This is a genomic window from Elioraea tepidiphila DSM 17972 (assembly GCF_000378465.1).
GTDB classification, from domain to species: Bacteria; Pseudomonadota; Alphaproteobacteria; order Acetobacterales; family Acetobacteraceae; genus Elioraea; species Elioraea tepidiphila.
This window is the reverse complement of record NZ_KB899914.1, coordinates 45,975-62,310: the sequence shown is the minus strand read 5'-3', so window position 1 is coordinate 62,310 and position 16,336 is coordinate 45,975. Positions and strand designations below refer to the sequence as shown.

At 71.2% G+C, this 16,336-nt stretch carries 9 protein-coding genes; 5 read left to right on the top strand and 4 right to left on the bottom strand.

Going from position 1 to position 16,336, the window contains the following annotated elements:
• The first annotated feature begins 54 nt into the window (after nucleotides 1–54).
• Nucleotides 55–1,596: a DEAD/DEAH box helicase gene (locus F563_RS0105315; RefSeq protein ID WP_019013613.1), complete on the top strand. Its 1,542-nt coding sequence runs from the start codon at nucleotides 55–57 to the stop codon at nucleotides 1,594–1,596.
• 129 nt (nucleotides 1,597–1,725) lie between these two features.
• The gene (locus F563_RS0105310) at nucleotides 1,726–3,147 is read left to right on the top strand and encodes a homospermidine synthase (protein WP_019013612.1); all 1,422 of its coding nucleotides are present in this window, start codon (nucleotides 1,726–1,728) and stop codon (nucleotides 3,145–3,147) included.
• Between the two features lie 47 nt (nucleotides 3,148–3,194).
• Here the strand turns inward: F563_RS0105310 and F563_RS25530 are convergent, their stop codons facing one another.
• Nucleotides 3,195–5,516, bottom strand: coding sequence for a methyl-accepting chemotaxis protein (locus F563_RS25530; RefSeq protein WP_019013611.1), 2,322 nt, complete (start codon nucleotides 5,514–5,516; stop codon nucleotides 3,195–3,197).
• A 98-nt stretch (nucleotides 5,517–5,614) separates the two neighbouring features.
• On the bottom strand, nucleotides 5,615–7,018 hold the full coding sequence (locus tag F563_RS0105300; RefSeq protein WP_019013610.1) for an aspartate aminotransferase family protein: 1,404 nt from the start codon (nucleotides 7,016–7,018) through the stop codon (nucleotides 5,615–5,617).
• A gap of 121 nt (nucleotides 7,019–7,139) precedes the next feature.
• Between F563_RS0105300 and F563_RS0105295 the strand changes: the two genes are divergently transcribed.
• Both F563_RS0105295 and F563_RS0105290 read left to right on the top strand, forming a co-directional pair.
• Nucleotides 7,140–9,446, top strand: a complete 2,307-nt coding sequence (locus F563_RS0105295) for a molybdopterin-dependent oxidoreductase (protein ID WP_019013609.1) — start codon at nucleotides 7,140–7,142, stop codon at nucleotides 9,444–9,446.
• Complete coding sequence (locus tag F563_RS0105290) at nucleotides 9,446–11,083, top strand: PhoX family protein (RefSeq protein ID WP_019013608.1); 1,638 nt, start codon at nucleotides 9,446–9,448, stop codon at nucleotides 11,081–11,083. Before F563_RS0105295 ends, F563_RS0105290 begins: the two co-directional genes overlap by 1 nt.
• 61 nt (nucleotides 11,084–11,144) lie before the next feature.
• Here the strand turns inward: F563_RS0105290 and F563_RS0105285 are convergent, their stop codons facing one another.
• Both F563_RS0105285 and F563_RS0105280 read right to left on the bottom strand, forming a co-directional pair.
• Nucleotides 11,145–13,175 (bottom strand): PhoX family protein, encoded by a 2,031-nt coding sequence (locus F563_RS0105285; protein WP_019013607.1) that lies wholly within the window; start codon nucleotides 13,173–13,175, stop codon nucleotides 11,145–11,147.
• 205 nt (nucleotides 13,176–13,380) lie between these two features.
• A complete protein-coding gene (locus F563_RS0105280) occupies nucleotides 13,381–14,703 on the bottom strand; it encodes a serine hydrolase domain-containing protein (protein WP_019013606.1) in 1,323 nt (440 codons plus the stop codon).
• 158 nt (nucleotides 14,704–14,861) lie between these two features.
• On the opposite strand from F563_RS0105280, the gene F563_RS0105275 reads away from it, so the two are divergent.
• Entirely contained in the window at nucleotides 14,862–16,331 is a 1,470-nt protein-coding gene (locus tag F563_RS0105275) for an N-acyl-D-amino-acid deacylase family protein (RefSeq protein WP_019013605.1), read from the top strand.
• Nucleotides 16,332–16,336: the final 5 nt, after the last annotated feature.

Here is a 16,336-nt window from a genome sequence, read left to right as displayed (position 1 = left end):
CGGCCGGGCGTGAGGGGCGCGCACCGCGCCGAGCCTCGCCTGAGCGGACGATCCGTGACCGACCCCATTGCCCTTTCCGGCGACGACGCTGCGCCGGACACCGCCCTGGACTTGCCCGCCGCCGAGGCCGCCCCGCCGCCGGCCGCGCCGCGCACCACCTTCGCCGATCTCGGGCTCTCCGAGCCGGTGCTGCGGGCGGTCGCCGATGCCGGCTACCTGCATCCGACGCCGATCCAGGAGCAGGCGATCCCGATCGTGCTGATGGGCCGCGACGTGCTGGGCTCGGCCCAGACCGGCACCGGCAAGACGGCCTCCTTCACCCTGCCGATGCTCGACATCATGCAGTCCGGCCGGGCGCGGGCGCGCATGCCGCGCGCGCTGATCCTGGAACCGACGCGCGAGCTCGCCGCCCAGGTGGCGGACAACTTCGTGAAGTATGCGAAGTATCTTCGCTTCGACTACGCGCTGATCATCGGCGGCGAGAGCATGGGCGACCAGATCGCCCGGCTGAACAAGGGCGTGGATGTGCTGATCGCCACGCCGGGCCGGCTGATCGACCTGTTCGAGCGCGGCGGTCTGCTGCTGACGGACGTGCGGGTGCTGGTGATCGACGAGGCTGACCGGATGCTCGACATGGGGTTCATCCCCGATGTCGAGCGGATCGTGTCGCTGCTGCCGCGGATGCGCCAGACGCTGTTCTTCAGCGCCACCATGCCGCCCGAGATCAAGCGGCTGGCGGATGCCTTCCTGCACAATCCGAAGCAGATCACGGTCGCCCCGCCGGCCACGGTCGCCTCCACCGTCGCGCAGCATCTCGCGGTGGTGCGCGAGCACGACAAGCGCGAGGCGCTGCGCCGGCTGCTGCGCAGCGAGGACGTCAAGAACGCGCTGGTGTTCTGCAACCGCAAGCGCGATGTCGAGGTGCTCTATCGCAGCCTGTCGCGCCACGGTTTCAATGCCGGCATGCTGCATGGCGACATGACGCAGCCGAAACGCACCGAGACGCTGGAGCGGTTCAAGGCCGACGAGATCAAGATCCTGGTCTGCTCCGACGTCGCCGCGCGCGGCATCGACATCGGCGGGCTCTCCCACGTGTTCAACTTCGACGTGCCGTTCCACGCCGAGGACTACGTGCACCGGATCGGCCGTACCGGCCGGGCGGGCCTGTCGGGCCGTGCCTTCACCCTCGCGACCGTGGAGGAGGACGAGGCGCTCGCCGCGATCGAGAAGCTGATCGGCAAGCCGATCCCGCGCATCCAGATCGAGGGCCTGGATCCCGTCAGCATGGATGTGCTCGAGCCGCGCGAGCGTCGCGGCCGCGGCCGCGGGCGTGGCCGGCCCCGCTCGGCGCCCGAGGAGAAGCCGAAGCGCGCGGCCAAGCCGCCGGCGGCGACGCCGCGCCAGCCCGCGCCCAAGACCGAGCCGCCGCGCAGCGAGCCGCGCGCAGCGCAGCGGGGCCGGCGGCGCGAGCGTGAGCGCGAGCGGCCGGAGCCGGAGGACGAGGTGCTCGGCTTCGGCGCCGACATGCCTGACTTCATGCGCCTGCCGACCCGCAAGCCGGGGCGCAGCGGCCGCAGCGACGACGAAGCGGCGTGAGCCGCATCCTGCCGGCTGTGCTGACCTGACCTGCCGAGGTCGGGACCCTCCCGCGGCGAAGATCCCCTATATCCGCGCGCCTCGTTCCGGCCGGGACTGCCCGGACGCTCGACTGATGGAGGACGCCCCATGGCCGAGTGGCCCATCCACACAAGCTTCCCCGGGCCGATCGTGATGATCGGCTTCGGCTCGATCGGCCGGGGTGCGTTGCCCTTGATCCTGCGCCATATCGATGCGCCCCGCGATCGGATGGTGATCATCGACCCCGACGAGGCGGGCCGGCCGATCGCCGAGGAGAACGGCATCCGCTTCCGCAGGCTCGCGTTGACGCGCGAGAACCTGCGCCAGGAACTTGCGCCGCTGCTGTCGGGGGGCGGTTTCTGCGTGAACCTCTCGGTCGAGGTCGCCTCTGTCGCGCTGATCCAGCTTTGCCGCGAGTGGGGCGCGCTCTACCTCGACACCTGCGTCGAACCCTGGCCGGGCGGCTACACCGACCCGTCGCTCTCGGTGACGGAGCGCTCCAACTACGGGCTGCGCGAGTCCGCGCGCGCGCTGCGCCGACCCGACGCGCCCGACCCGACCGCGCTGATCGCGCACGGCGCCAACCCGGGCATGGTGAGCCATTTCGTCAAGCAGGCGCTGCTCAACCTCGCCGAGGATCTCGGCCGTGCGGTGGACGAGCCGAAGGACCAGCCGGGCTGGGCTCGGCTCGCGCGCGATCTCGGCGTCAAGGGCATCCACATCGCCGAGCGCGACACCCAGCGCGCCAGCATTCCCAAGCGCTGGGGCGAATTCGTCAACACCTGGTCGATCGAGGGCTTCCTGGGCGAGGGCATGCAGCCCGCGGAGCTCGGCTGGGGCACGCATGAGAAGGCAATGCCGCCCGACGGCGCGCGTCATCCCTATGGCTGCGATGCGGCGATCTATCTGAACCGGCCCGGCTGCGCGACGCGCGTGCGCTCCTGGGCGCCGACTCCGGGACCGCAGATCGGTTGGCTGATCACGCACAACGAATCGATCTCGATTGCCGACTACCTGACGTTGCGCGACGAGGACGGCACGGTTGCGTATCGGCCGACCTGCCACTACGCCTATCATCCCTCCGACGACACGGTGCTGAGCCTGCACGAGTTCCAGGGCCGCGCCTTCGAGCGCCAGCCCAAGCTCCGGCTGATGAACGAGGAGATCGTCGAGGGCATCGATGAGCTCGGCGTGCTGCTCTACGGGCACGCGAAGAACGCCTACTGGTTCGGCAGCCAGCTCAGCATCGGCGAGACGCGACGACTTGCGCCCTATCAGAACGCGACCGCGTTGCAGGTCACCTCGGCCGTGCTGGGCGGCATGGTCTGGGCGATCGAGAACCCGCGCGCCGGTGTGGTGGACGCCGACGAGATCGGCTGGCGCCGCGTGCTGGAGGTGCAGATGCCGTATCTCGGGCCGGTGATCGGCGCCTACACCGACTGGACGCCGCTGAGGGGCCGGCCGGGTCTGTTCCCGGAGGACATCGATCCGAGCGATCCCTGGCAGTTCAGGAACGTGATCGTTCGCTGAAGGGCGGGGGGAGGACGCTCCTCCCCACCCCCCGCCTCCGAGGGCCGCTACGCCGCCCGGATGGCCGTCAGGAAGCGCGCCACCTCGCCCTGCAACGTCGCCGCCTCGCCGGAGAGCGCATTCGCCGCGTCGAGCACCTGGGCCGCCTGGCCGCCGGCCATGTCGACCGCCTGGGTCACGCCGCCGATCGTCGCCGACACTTCCGAGGTGCCGACCGCCGCCTGCTGTACCGACCGCGCGATCTCCCGCGTCGCCGCCCCCTGCTGTTCCACCGCCGCCGCGATCGAGGCGGCGATCGCGTTCATCCGGCCGATCGTCTCGCCGATCGACCGGATGGCCGCCACGGCCGCGTCCGTCGCGCCCTGCATCGCGCTGATCTGGGCGCTGATCTCCTCGGTCGCCTTGGCGGTCTGGGTCGCGAGATTCTTCACCTCCGAGGCGACCACCGCGAAGCCCTTGCCCGCCTCGCCGGCGCGCGCCGCCTCGATCGTCGCGTTCAGCGCCAGCAGGTTGGTCTGGCCGGCGATGTCGTTGATCAGACGCACCACGTCACCGATCCGCGCCGCGGCCTCGGCCAGCCCCTTCACCGTGCTGTCGGTCGCCTGGGCCTCCGATGCGGCGCGCGAGGCGATCGCCGTGCTCTCCGCCACCTGGCGGCTGATCTCCTGCACCGAGGCCGCAAGCTCCTCGGCCGAGGCCGCCACCGTCTGCACGTTGGTGCTTGCCTGCTCGGTCGCCGCCGCCACCGCGACCGCCCGCTTGCCGGTGTCGGAAGCGACCTCGGAGAGCGACTCTGCGGTGCCCTTCATGGTCTCCGCCGCCGCCGCCACCGAGCGCGCCACCTTGCCCACCGACGCCTCGAAATCGTCGGCCATGCGGGCCTGGGCGGTGATCGCCGTCCAGGTCAGCATCGCGCCGACATAGCCGCCATGCTGGTCGGTGAGCGCGCTCACACGCAGCGCGATCGTCTCCGGCCCGAGCTTGATGCGTGCGGCATGCGGCAGCTTCGCCGGATCGGAGATGATGGCGCGCATCCGCGCCGGGTCGCGGTGCAGCACATCGATGTTCTGCCCGACCAGCGCATCGGCCTTGACCTTCAACACCTCCTCGAGCCCGCCGATCAGCCGGCGCGACTCGGCGTTCACGTAGCTGATGCGGAAATCCTGGCGCGGATCGGCAACCATCACCGCGGTCGGCATCTGCTCCAGCATCTGTCCCTGCGCGAAGGCACGCTCGACCTCGGTCTTCAGCCGCTCGGTCGCCTCGGCCATGCGGCCGATCTCGTCCGTGCGGCCCTGGAACCCGACCGCGAAGCGGGTCTCGCCGGTGGCGATGCGCGCCAGCGCCTCCGTCATGCTGCGGATCGGCCGCGCCACGGCGCGCGAGGTCAGGACGGCGCCCAGCACCATCAGCGCGGCGATCGCCGCGGCGAGCCACACCAGCACCCGGTGTACATCGGCGATCGCCGCCTCGGCGGCCGCGTCCATCGCCTGCTGCTGGGCGCCATACGCCGCTACCAGCCGCGCCAGCGCGGCCTCGGCTGCCACCCGCGCAGGCTCGGTTTGCTCACGGTCGTGCGTGAGCATGCGGCTGGAGATCGCAGCCAGCGCCTGAGCCGTGTCCGACAGATGCCGCAGGGCCTCGTCGAGGATGCGCAGTTCGCCGGAGAGACCGTTCGAGACGCGGATCTGCAACGCGCCATCCATCGCCGCACGCGCGGTCAGCCCGGCGCGGCGCAGGATCACCGCCTGGATGTCCTCGCCCGTGGCGAGATACTGGGTGGTGGCGATGCGCAGGTCGGCGACCGCGTTGCCGACGCCCGCGAGGCGGTTCTTCAGCTCACCCTCGGTCACCGGATCGAGCCCGTCGAGCTCCGCCCCGGCGATCGCCCCTTCCTGCCGGGCGGCGAAGGTCTCGCCGCCGGGGATGAACCGCTCGTCGCGCAGCGTGATCTGCTCGCGGCGCATCGCCGCGAGGTCGCGCACGGCCGCGATGTAACGCTGAACCGCGGCGGTGGTCTCGGTGACCAGGGCACGCCGCGCGGGGTCGGATTCATCGGCGACGATGCGGCCAAGCGCGGCGGTGGCCTCCTCGGCCGCCGCAATGGCGCCCCGCTCGGCCGTATCGATCGCCGGCAGGGACTGCGCCACCTGGATGTCACGGGCGAAGGTCGGGGCCGAGCGGAGCGAAGCGATCGCGCCGCGAGCCTGCGACTCGCGCGCCACGGCTTCGGCATGGGCATCGCCTGCGCGCTCGATCACGTCGAGGCCGCGCATCACGCCCACCACCAGCGCCGCCATCAACAGCAGCGTCAAGCCCGCCGACAGGGCGAGCTTCCCGGCGATCGGCAGGTTCCTCAGCACCGTCATCGTCCACTCCGCCTTCCTTGATGGCGGGGACCATGACGGGCGCCTGTTAATCGACGCCTAATCGACCGAGTTCGGAACGATCTGGCCGGCGCCGGGTCTCACGCGACTGGAGCTATGGCCTCGCGGCGGAGCTGCACGGCGAGCTCGTCCAGCGCACGGCCGAACCGGTCGAGCATCTCGCCGATCTCGGACTTCGTGATCACGAGCGGCGGCGAGAAGCCGATGCTGTCCAGCACCATGGCCCGGCTGATCAGACCCTGCTGTTCAGCGAGCTTGACGAACTTCGCGCCCACCTTGCGCGCGGGCGGGAAGTTCCGGCGCGCCGCCTTGTCCTCGACCAGCTCGACCGCGCCGATCAGGCCGATGCCGCGCACCTCGCCCACCAGCGGATGGTCCTGGAAGCGGCGGCGGAGCTCGCTCTGGAAATATGCGCCGACCTCGCGCACATGACCGACGATGTCGATCTCGTCGTAGATCTTCAGCGTCTCGATGGCGACCGCCGCCGGGACCGGGTGGCCGGAATAGGTGAAGCCGTGGCCGAAGGTGCCGATCTCGTGGCTCTTGGCCGCGAGCCCGTCGAACACGCGCTGGTTCACCATCACCGCCGAGATCGGCAGGAAGGAGTTCGAGAGCGCCTTGGCGCAGACCAGGATGTCGGGCTCCAGGCCGTAGGTCTGCGTACCCCAGTAGTTGCCGGTGCGGCCGAAGCCGCAGATCACCTCGTCGGCCACCAGCAGGATGTCGTACTTCTTCAGCACGGGCTGGATCGCCTGGAAGTAGCCGCGCGGCGGCACCACCACGCCGCCCGCGCCCATGATCGGCTCGCAGAACATCGCCGCCACCGTGTCCGGGCCCTCGGCCAGGATCAGCTTCTCGAGCTCCTCGGCGCAGCGCATCGAGAACTGCTCCTCGGTCTCGCCCTCCTTGCCCTCGTGGTAGTAGGTCGGGCAGAGCGTGTGGATGAAGCCCGGCAGCGGCAGGTCGAACGCCTTGTGGTTGGCCGCCTGGCCGGTCGCGGAGCCGGAGGCGATGGTGATGCCGTGATAGCCGCGTACGCGGCCGATGATCTTCTTCTTCTGCGGCCGGCCCCAGGCGTTGTTGGCGTACCAGATCATCTTGATCGCGGAGTCGTTCGCCTCGGAACCCGAATTGGCGAAGAACACCTTGCTCATCGGCACCGGCGCGCGCTGGATGAGCATCTCGGCGAGATCGATCATCGGCGTGTGAGACCGGCCGGTGAAGCCGTGGTAGTAGGGCAGCTCGCGCATCTGCTTCACCGCGGCCTGCACCAGCCGCTCGTTGTCGAAGCCCAGTGCCGCGCACCAGAGCCCCGCCATGGCCTCGATGTATTCCTTGCCGGCATCGTCCCACACCCGCACACCCTTGCCGCGCGCGATCACCAGCGGCCCGGTGTCGAGATGCGACTTCAGGTCGGTGTATGGGTGCAGCACGTTGGCGACGTCGCGGGCGGCGGCGCTGTTGGCGGCATAGGGCGGGGTCATGGGGTTCTCCTTGGCTGGGGGCCAGTCTAGGCGGCCCCGCGACGCTGCGGAACCCCGGGCAGGGTCTTGCCTCGGATGGGACCGCGTGGTGAACCTGACGCGCCGAAGGAGGGCTCAGCCCATGACCGTTGCCGTTCCCCACGCCAGCCACTGGGGCGCCTTCGATGCGCTGGTCGAGGACGGGCGGGTCACCGCCGTGCGCCCCTTCGCGCGCGACCGCTTCCCGGGCTCCTTGATCGAGAGCGTACCGGACATCGTCCACGCGTCCTGCCGGATCGACCGGCCCTATGTGCGCGCGGGCTATCTGCGCCACGGGCCGAGATCGGGCGCGCTGCGCGGCGGCGAGGCCTTCGTGCCGGTCGACTGGGACACCGCGATCCGGCTCGTCTCCGGCGAACTCGACCGGGTGCGGCAGGCGCATGGCAACACCGCGATCTTCGGCGGCTCCTATGGCTGGTCCTCCGCGGGCCGGTTCCATCACGCGCGCACGCAGCTTCACCGCTGCCTCAACGCGCTCGGCGGCTGCACCGGCCAGCTCACCAACTACTCCTACGCCGCCGGCATGACGCTGATGCCGCACATCGTCGGCACGAACGACTGCATCACCGGCCCCGCCACCGACTGGCCCTCGATCATCGCCAATGCGCGCGTGCTGCTCTGCTTCGGGGGCCTGCCGCTGAAGAACGGCGAGGTGTGCTCGGGCGGCGCCGGCGAGGGCCAGTACCGGCGCTGGCTGCGCGAGGCCGGCGCGGCCGGGATCCGCATCGTGAACGTCTCGCCGCTGCGCCAGGACGCGCCCGATTTCCTGCGCGCCGAGTGGCTGCCGATCCGCCCCGGCACCGACACCGCGCTGATGCTGGCGCTGGCGCACGAGATCGTCGCCGAGGGGCGCGAGGACAAGGACTTCCTCGCCACCCACTGTACCGGCTGGCCGATCTTGCGTGCCTATATCCTGGGTGGTTCCGACGGCCAGCCGAAGACGCCCGAGTGGGCCGCGTCGATCACCGGCATCGCGGCCGCGACGATCGTGGAACTCGCGCGCGCGATCGCGACCCAGCCCACCATGATCACCTCGGCCTGGTCGATCCAGCGCCAGGACTACGGCGAGCAGCCCTACTGGATGACGGTCGCGCTCGCCGCGATCACCGGGGGTATCGGCAGGCCGGGCACCGGGTTCACCTTCGGCTACGGCTCGATCAATGGGGTGGGCAACCCGCGCCACGACCTGCCCGTGCCCGCTCTCTCGGCCGGGCGCAACCCGACCGGGCTGTTCATCCCGGTCGCGCGCGTCACCGACATGCTGGAGAAGCCCGGTGGGGTGTGCGAGTACAACGGCAAGCGCATCGTCTATCCCGACACGAAGCTGATCTACTGGGCCGGCGGCAATCCGTTCCACCACCATCAGGACCTGAACCGCTTCCTGCGCGCCTGGGCGCGCGCCGAGACGATCGTCGTTCATGAGCCGTGGTGGACCGCGCTCGCGCGCCACGCCGACATCGTGCTGCCGGCGACCACCACGCTGGAACGCAACGACATCGCCGCCTCCTCGCGCGACCGGTTCGTGATGGCGATGAAGCAGGCCGTGCCGACGCAGGGCCAGGCGCGCAACGACGTCGCGATCTTCGCCGACATCGCCGATGCGCTCGGCGTGCGCGAGCGCTTCACCGAGCAGCGCGACGAGGGGGCGTGGCTCAGGCACCTCTACGACACCGCGCGCGCGGGCTGGACGGCGGCGGGGCTGGAGACGCCGGATTTCGACAGGTTCTGGGACGCGGGCCATCTCGAATTCACCCCGCCCGAGCGCCCCTTCGTGCTGTTCGAGGGGTTCCGCGCCGACCCCTACGCCGAGCCGCTGAACACGCCCTCGGGCAAGGTCGAGCTCTTCAGCGAGACGATCGCCGGCTTCGGCTATGACGACTGCCCGGGCCATCCGGTCTGGCGCGCGCCGAAGGAGTGGCTCGGCGCGCCCGAGGCGGCGCGCTTCCCGCTCCATCTCCTGTCGTTCCAGCCGGCCACGCGGCTGCATGGGCAGCTTGACCAGGGGCGCGTCAGCCTCGCCTCGAAGGTGGTGGGCCGCGAGCCGATCCTGATCGGGCCCGCGGATGCCGCCGCGCGCGGCATCAAGACGGGCGACGTGGTGCGCATCTTCAACGACCGCGGCGCATGCCTCGGCGGCGTGGTGGTGACGGAAGGCATCCTGCCCGGCGTGGTGGCGATGGCGACCGGCGCTTGGCTCGACCCGCTCGAGCCCGGCGCGCCGGGGGCGCTCTGCGTGCACGGCAACCCCAACGTGCTGACGCGCGACGAGGGCACCTCGCGGCTGGGCCAGGGGCCGGTGGCGCAGTCCTGTCTGGTTGAGATCGAACGCTGGACGGAACCCGTGCCTCCAGTGCGCGTTCACGCCCCGCCACCGATCGAGGAGGAGTGATGCTCACCCGCCGCGCCCTGCTCGCGTCGGGTGCCGCGGCGGTCGCGGCCCCGGCCTTCGCCCAGTCGATCGTCTCGGATGTCGCCGATGTCAGCCAGCCGGTGATGCTGGATGACCGGATCGCGCGCGGCTATCGCCGTGACGTGCTGATCCGCTGGGGCGATCGCGTCGCGTTCGACGCGCCGGCCTGGAACCCGAACGTGCCGACACCCGAGGGGGCCGCCACGCAGTTCGGCTGGGACGCGCGCGTGGTCGCGATCCTGCGCCCGCCGCCGGCGGCGGACAACGTGCCGCGGCTGATCCTGGCGGCGACGCATGCGCGCGTCGATCCGGCGATGGCGTTCCCCTCGCTGCGCCCCATGCCGGCCGTGGAGCAGGGCATGGTCGGTGCCTCGGTGATCAACCTGATGTGGGCCGGCGGGCGCTGGGTGGTGGTGGATGGCGGGTTCCAGGCGCGCCGCATCACCGCGACCACGCTCTGCCGCTTCGCCGGCCCCGCCGCCGGCCATGCCCGGCTGCGGACGGCGGAGGACCCCGCCGGCCGGGCGGCGCGCGGCGTGCTGCGCGCCGAGGGCGGCTGCGCGACACCGTGGGGCACGCTGCTGCTCGCCGAGGGCGACGCCACGGCCGAACTCGCCGCGTGGCGCGGTGGCGTGGCGAACGAGACGAACCGGTTCGGCTGGCTGGTCGAGGTGAACCCCCTGGACCCGACCTCGGTGCCGGTGAAGCACACCGCCCTCGGCCGCTTCGCCAAGGACGACGTGACCGTGGCGCGCGCCGCCGACGGCAGGCCGGTCGTGTATCTCAGCGAGGCGCGCCGCGACGGCTTCCTCTACCGCTTCGTCGCCGCGCGCGCGCCCGATGGCGAGGGCGCGGAGGCCAACACGACGCTGCTCGACGAAGGCCAGCTCGCGGTCGCGCGCGTCGAGAACGCCATGCTCCGGTGGCGCCCGCTGCCGGCAACGCCCGATGCGCTGATCGACACCCGCGCCGCCGCCGAGGCTGCCGGGGCAACGCCGTTCGACGCGCCGGCCGGGCTCGCCGCGCATCCCGACGGGCGCTTGTTCCTCGCCTGCCGCGGCAATCCGCAGCGCGACGGGCGCACCGACGCGCTGAACCCGCGCGCGGTCAACTCGTTCGGTCATGTGGTTGAGATCACCCCCGCAAACGGCGATCCCGCGGCGGAGACCGCGTCCGGTGCGGTGCTGATCCTGGGCGGCGACCCGCGCCAGCCGGGCGCCACCGCGCGCTACGGTGCGGGCACGCAGGTCTGGCTCGCCGCCCCCGCCGTGCTGGAGGTCGATCCGCGCGGGCGGCTCTTGATCGGCACGGCGCAGGGAGCGCTGCAGCGCACGACCGGCATCGCCGACGGGATCTATCTCTGCGGCACCGCGCCCGGCGCACAGCGGGGCGTGTTGAACCTGCTCTACGCGGCACCGCGCGCGGCGCGCATCGGCGGGGTGCGGCTCTCGCCCGATGCCGAGACGCTGTTCAGCGCCGTGCGCACGCCAGGGGCCGAGGACGAGGCCGACTTCACCCGCCCGGCGACGCGCTGGCCAGCGTTCGAGCCGGCCGTGCCGCCACGCAGCACGGTGATCGCGATCGCGCGCGCGGCAGGCGGCGCGATCGGCGGATGAAACGCGATGGGACTCCGCGTCGCCGCGGAGCCCCTGTCGTCACACGATCAGCCAGCGTCCGTCAGGTGCCGATCACGCCGCCGTCGTCCTTGGTGATCACGACCGTGGCCGAGCGCGGATAGCCCTCGCCGTTCGGCCAGTGGCTGGTCAGCTTCCCGGCCTCGAAATCCTCCGCCGAGGTGGTCGCGCCGGGATGCTGGACGTTGATGAACATGGTCCGGCGATCGGGTGTGGTGACGACGCCGGTGATCTCCTGGCCCATCGGTCCCGTCAGGAAACGCCGGATCTCGCCGCTCACGGGATCGGCCGCCAGCATGGCGTTGTTGCCGAAGGGCGCGAGCGGCCCGCGGTTCATCGCGCTCTCGCCGATGTCGGTCTGGATCCAGAGCCGCCCGGCCGCATCGAACCAGAGCCCGTCCGGGCAGGCGAAGATGCTGTCGGCGGTCAGCGGCCGGCCGGCGAGGTCGCGGCTGCTGTCCTCGGGGCCGGCGATCACGAACAGATCCCAGGTGAACCGCGTTGCCGCGTGGTCGTCGCCGTTCTCGCGCCAGCGGATGATGTGGCCGAACAGGTTGCGCGCGCGCGGGTTCGCCGCGTTCACCTGGGTCTCCTCGCGCCGGGAGTTGTTGGTCAGGGTGAAATAGACGCGCCCGTCGCGCGGATCGACCGCGCCCCATTCCGGCCGGTCCATCTTGGTCGCCCCCGCCCGGTCGGCGGCGGCGCGCGTGTTCACCAGGATCTCGGCGAGGCTGCCGAAGCCGTTCTCGGGCGTCAGCCCGTTCTGGCCCGGCGCCAGCGCGAGCCACTCGCCCGAGCCGTCGTCGTTGAACTTCGCGACGTAGAGCGTGCCCTCGTCGAGCAGTGAGCCGTTCGCGGTCGCGGCGTGGTAGGGCTTCGCCGAGACGAACTTGTAGATGTACTCGTTGATGGCATCGTCGCCAGCATAGGCCACCACCGGCTTGCCTTCGGTCACGGGGCCGAAGACCACGCCCTCGTGCGCGAAGCGGCCGAGATGGGTGCGCTTCACCGGCACGCTGTTCGGGTCGAACGGATCGATCTCCACCACCCAGCCGAAGGCGTTCGGCTCGTTGCGGTAGTCCTGCGTCGGATCGCTCCCGCGCTTGGTCGCGTCGAAGCGGACGAACTCGTCGGCGCCGCTGGCCGCGAGCTCCCAGGCGTAGCGCGAGCGTTCGGTGCGCACGCCGTAGCGGGCGTGCTCGCGCGGCAGATCGGGCTTCTGGTCCACTACCGTGCCGTTGCGGAAGTAGCCGGCCCAGTTCTCCTCGCAGGTGAGGTAGGTGTTCCAGGGGGTCACACCGTGCGCGCAGTTGTTCAGCGTACCGCGGGTGCGCGTGCCGTCGGGGCTGTACTTGGTGCGCACGAAGGGCGTGCCGCGCACGGGACCGCCGATCTCCATCGGCGTGAGCCCGGTGATGCGGCGGTTGCGCGGATCGCGCTGGATCGCCCAGGTGCCGTCGGCCTGCCTGGCGATGCGCACGACGGCCACGCCGTGCGCGTTCAGCTCTTTCAGCACCTCGTCGCTGTCGCGCTTGCCGTCGACGATGCGGACCGCGCTGGCGCTGAACCTGCCCCCGCGCATCGAGGCGTGCAGGAAGCGCGGCTCGATGTATTCATGGTTCATCACCAGCAGGCCGTCGGTCGACGAGCCTTCGTAGGGCGAGCGTCCCTCGATCGGGAAGAAGTGCATGCCGTCGTGGTGCTGGCCGATCTGCATGCCCTGCTCGGCGCCGGTGTTGGCCAGGCTGAAGGCGGGCATGGTGCCGGTGATGGGCTCGCCCCAGGCAGCGATCACGCGCGCGGTGTAGCCGGGCGGCACAACGATCGTGTCCGTCTCGGACACGGGCACGGCGGCGAAGCCGAGCATGGTCTCTGATGGCGTGGCAGCGCGGGCCGGCGCGCCGCCGGGCTGCACGAACATCGCGCCGAGCGCGGCCGTCAGCCCGCCGAGCAGCGCGCCGCGGCGCGACAGCCGCGTCTGGACGATGCCCGCGAAGGTGGGGTTGGCAGAGCTGTTGCAGACGGGCTCATCGCCCTCGCCGTCGTCATGGACGGCAATGGTCCGGTCGGTCATCGATCGCTCCCTTCGATGGGCGCAGCAACTGCGCCATGGCCGTGTATGTAGCGCCGCACACTCGCGGCGACCGCGAAGCTTTGATGACAGGTGCGAACCGGCCGCTCCCCATGCCGGGCGGGCGAACCGGAAGGACCGGGCACCAGGCAGGGGCCCGCGCATCGCCCCCTCTCCCGCAGGCGCGGAAGAGGGGAGCGGCCGTCTGCTACACGCGCAGGCTCTCCACCATTGCGCCGTACACCAGGTTCTTGAAGATCATCCGGGTGCGGAACCGGTTCGACGGTCCCTGCGCCATGAGGATCGCCACCAGCTTCTCGGCCGGGTCGATGGTGAAGGACGTGCCCCAGGCGCCGGCCCACATCGCGTCGCCCGGACTGCCGGGTGCCGTGCCCATGCCGTCGGCGAGCCGCACGCCGAAGCCGAGCCCGAACCCGTAGCCGGGCCCGGTGGTCGCCGCCGTCGAGCCGCCCATGCCGAGGATGTGGTTCGACAGCATGAAGCGCACCACGGGGGCGGCCAGATAGCGCTGCCCGTCCAGCACGCCGCCATTGGCGATCATCTGCGCGAAGCGCAGATAGTCCGACGCGGTCGAGACGAGTCCCGCACCGCCCTTGAAGTAGGACGTGCCCGAGGGGTTCTCGAGGATGCGGTAGCTCTGCCACATCTCCGCCTTGGCCGGATCGCTGTCGGGCGCCTCGGCGATGCGGGTGCGCTTCGCCTCCGGCACGTACCAGGTCGTGTCGGCCATTCCCAGCGGATCGAGCAGTTCGCGCCGCATCACGACATCCAGCGGGCCGCCGGCGACGCGCTCGATCACCAGGCCGAGCACGTCGGTCGCGATCGAGTAGTGGAACATCGTGCCCGGCTGGAACGCGAGCGGAATGGTGCCGAGTCGCTTCAGCATCTCGTCACCCGTCACCGGCCCCTTGCGCGCCTCGATGTCGTGCTGCTCGTAGGCGGCGCGGATCGCGGCCGAGGGAGAGGCGGGGTTGGCGTAGATGAAGCCGGCGCTGTGGCGCAGCAGGTCATGCACGGTGGGCAGGCGTGCGGGGGCGACGAGCTCGGGCGCCTGCCCCTCGCGCCGGATCTCCACCTTCAGCTCGGCGAGTTCCGGCAGGTACGTACGAATCGGATCGTCGAGCTTCATCTGGCCGCGCTCGACCAGCATCATCGCCAGGGCCGAGGTGATCGGCTTGGTCATCGAGGCCTGGAGGAAGATCGCGTCGCGCGGCATGGCCTTCGTCTTCGCCGCGTCCTGATGCCCGTGCGTCTCGAAATGGACGATGTCGCCCTCGCGCGCGATCAGGGTCACCGCGCCGGGGAACGAGCCGCGCTCGGCCTCGGCCTGCATCACCCCCGCGATCCGCCCGAGGCGCTGGCGCGAGAAGCCGCGCGCAATCTCGTCGGCGGAGGCGGTGCGTGGTGCGCTTTGGGCGAGGGCTGTGCGCGGCGAGGCCGCGGAGCCCGCGGCGGCAAGCGCGAATGCGCCGCCCGCGAAGGCGGCGCGGCGGGACAGGATGGCTGTCATGGTTTCCTCCTCGCGTCGCGGACGTTGATCGTCCGACCGATGCAACCCTAGATCGCTCTCGTGCGCCTGGGAATGGCCCGCCGGACGAGCCCCGCCCCTTGGCCCGGCACCACCATGCGCGCCATGATCGCCGTGTCCGCTTCGACGAGGATCGCCCCATGGCCACCGTGTTCCGCTGCGACCTGATCGTCCGCAACGCGCTGATCTTCGACGGCACCGGCGCTCCGCGGCGCACGGGCGACGTCGGCGTCACCGGCGATCGCATCATCGCGGTGGGCGAGCTCGGCGCGACCTCGGCCGATGTCGAGATCGACGCCGCCGGCCGCGCCATCGCCCCCGGCTTCATCGACGCGCACACCCATGACGACCGTGCGGTGTTGTGCGGGCCCGAGTGCCTGCACTGCAAGCTGAGCCAGGGGGTCACCACCGTGGTCGCGGGCAATTGCGGCGTCTCGCTCAGCCCGCTGACGCGCGAGCGCCGCCCGCCGCCGCCGCTCGACCTGCTCGGCGACGAGTCCTGGTGGCGCTACGACAGCTTCGCCGCCTATGCCGAGGACTTCGATCGCCAGGGCTCGGCCGTGAACGCGATCGCCTTTGTCGGCCACACGACGCTGCGCACGCGCGAGATGGGCGACGGGGAGCTTGGCCGCGCCGCGACCGACGCGGAAGCCGCGCGGATGAAGGACCGGCTCAAGGAGGCGCTCGCGCAGGGCGCCTGGGGCCTCTCAACCGGGCTCTGGTATCCGCCAGCGATCAACGCCACGACCGAGGAGGTGATCGCGGTCGCCGAGGCGCTGACCGAGGCGGGCGGCATGTACGTCACGCACATGCGCGACGAGGCGGACGGCATCCTCGATTCGATCGAGGAGACGCTGCGCATCGGCCGCGCGGCGAACGTTCCCGTGGTGATGAGCCACTACAAGTGCACGATGCCGCAGAACTGGGGCCGCTCGGTCGAGACGCTGCGCAAGCTCGACGAGGCGGCCGCACGCCAGCGGGTCTGGGTCGATGTCTATCCATACCACGCCAGCAGCACCGTGCTGATGCCGGAGCGGCTGCGCGACGAGGTGCGCGTGATCGTCACCTGGTCGGTGCCGCATCCGGAAATGCAGGGCAAGGACCTCGCCGACGTCGCCGCCGAATGGGGTTGCACGCGCAAGGAGGCGGCCGAGAAGCTGCTGCCGGCGGGTGCGATCTACTACCAGATGAACGAGGAGGACGTGCGCCGCATCATCGCCCATCCGCGCGCGATGATCGGCTCGGACGGGCTGCCGCACGACTCCTTCCCGCATCCGCGGCTCTGGGGCACCTTCCCGCGCGTGCTCGGCCACTACGCGCGAGAGCTCGGCCTGATCTCGATGGAGGAGGCGGTGCGCAAGATGACCGGGCTCACCGCGCAGGTGTTCGGGCTGAAGGATCGCGGGGTGATCCGCCCCGGCGCCCATGCCGATCTCGTGCTGTTCGACCCGGCGGTGGTGATCGATGCCGCGAGCTTCGAGGATCCGATGAGGCCGAGCCCCGGCATCGAGCAGGTCTGGGTGAACGGCGAAACCGTGTATCGTTGGGGCGAGGGCGTCACCGGCGCGCGCCCGGGCGTCCTGCTCAAGAACCCGCGCGCGTCCGCGTGAGGCGG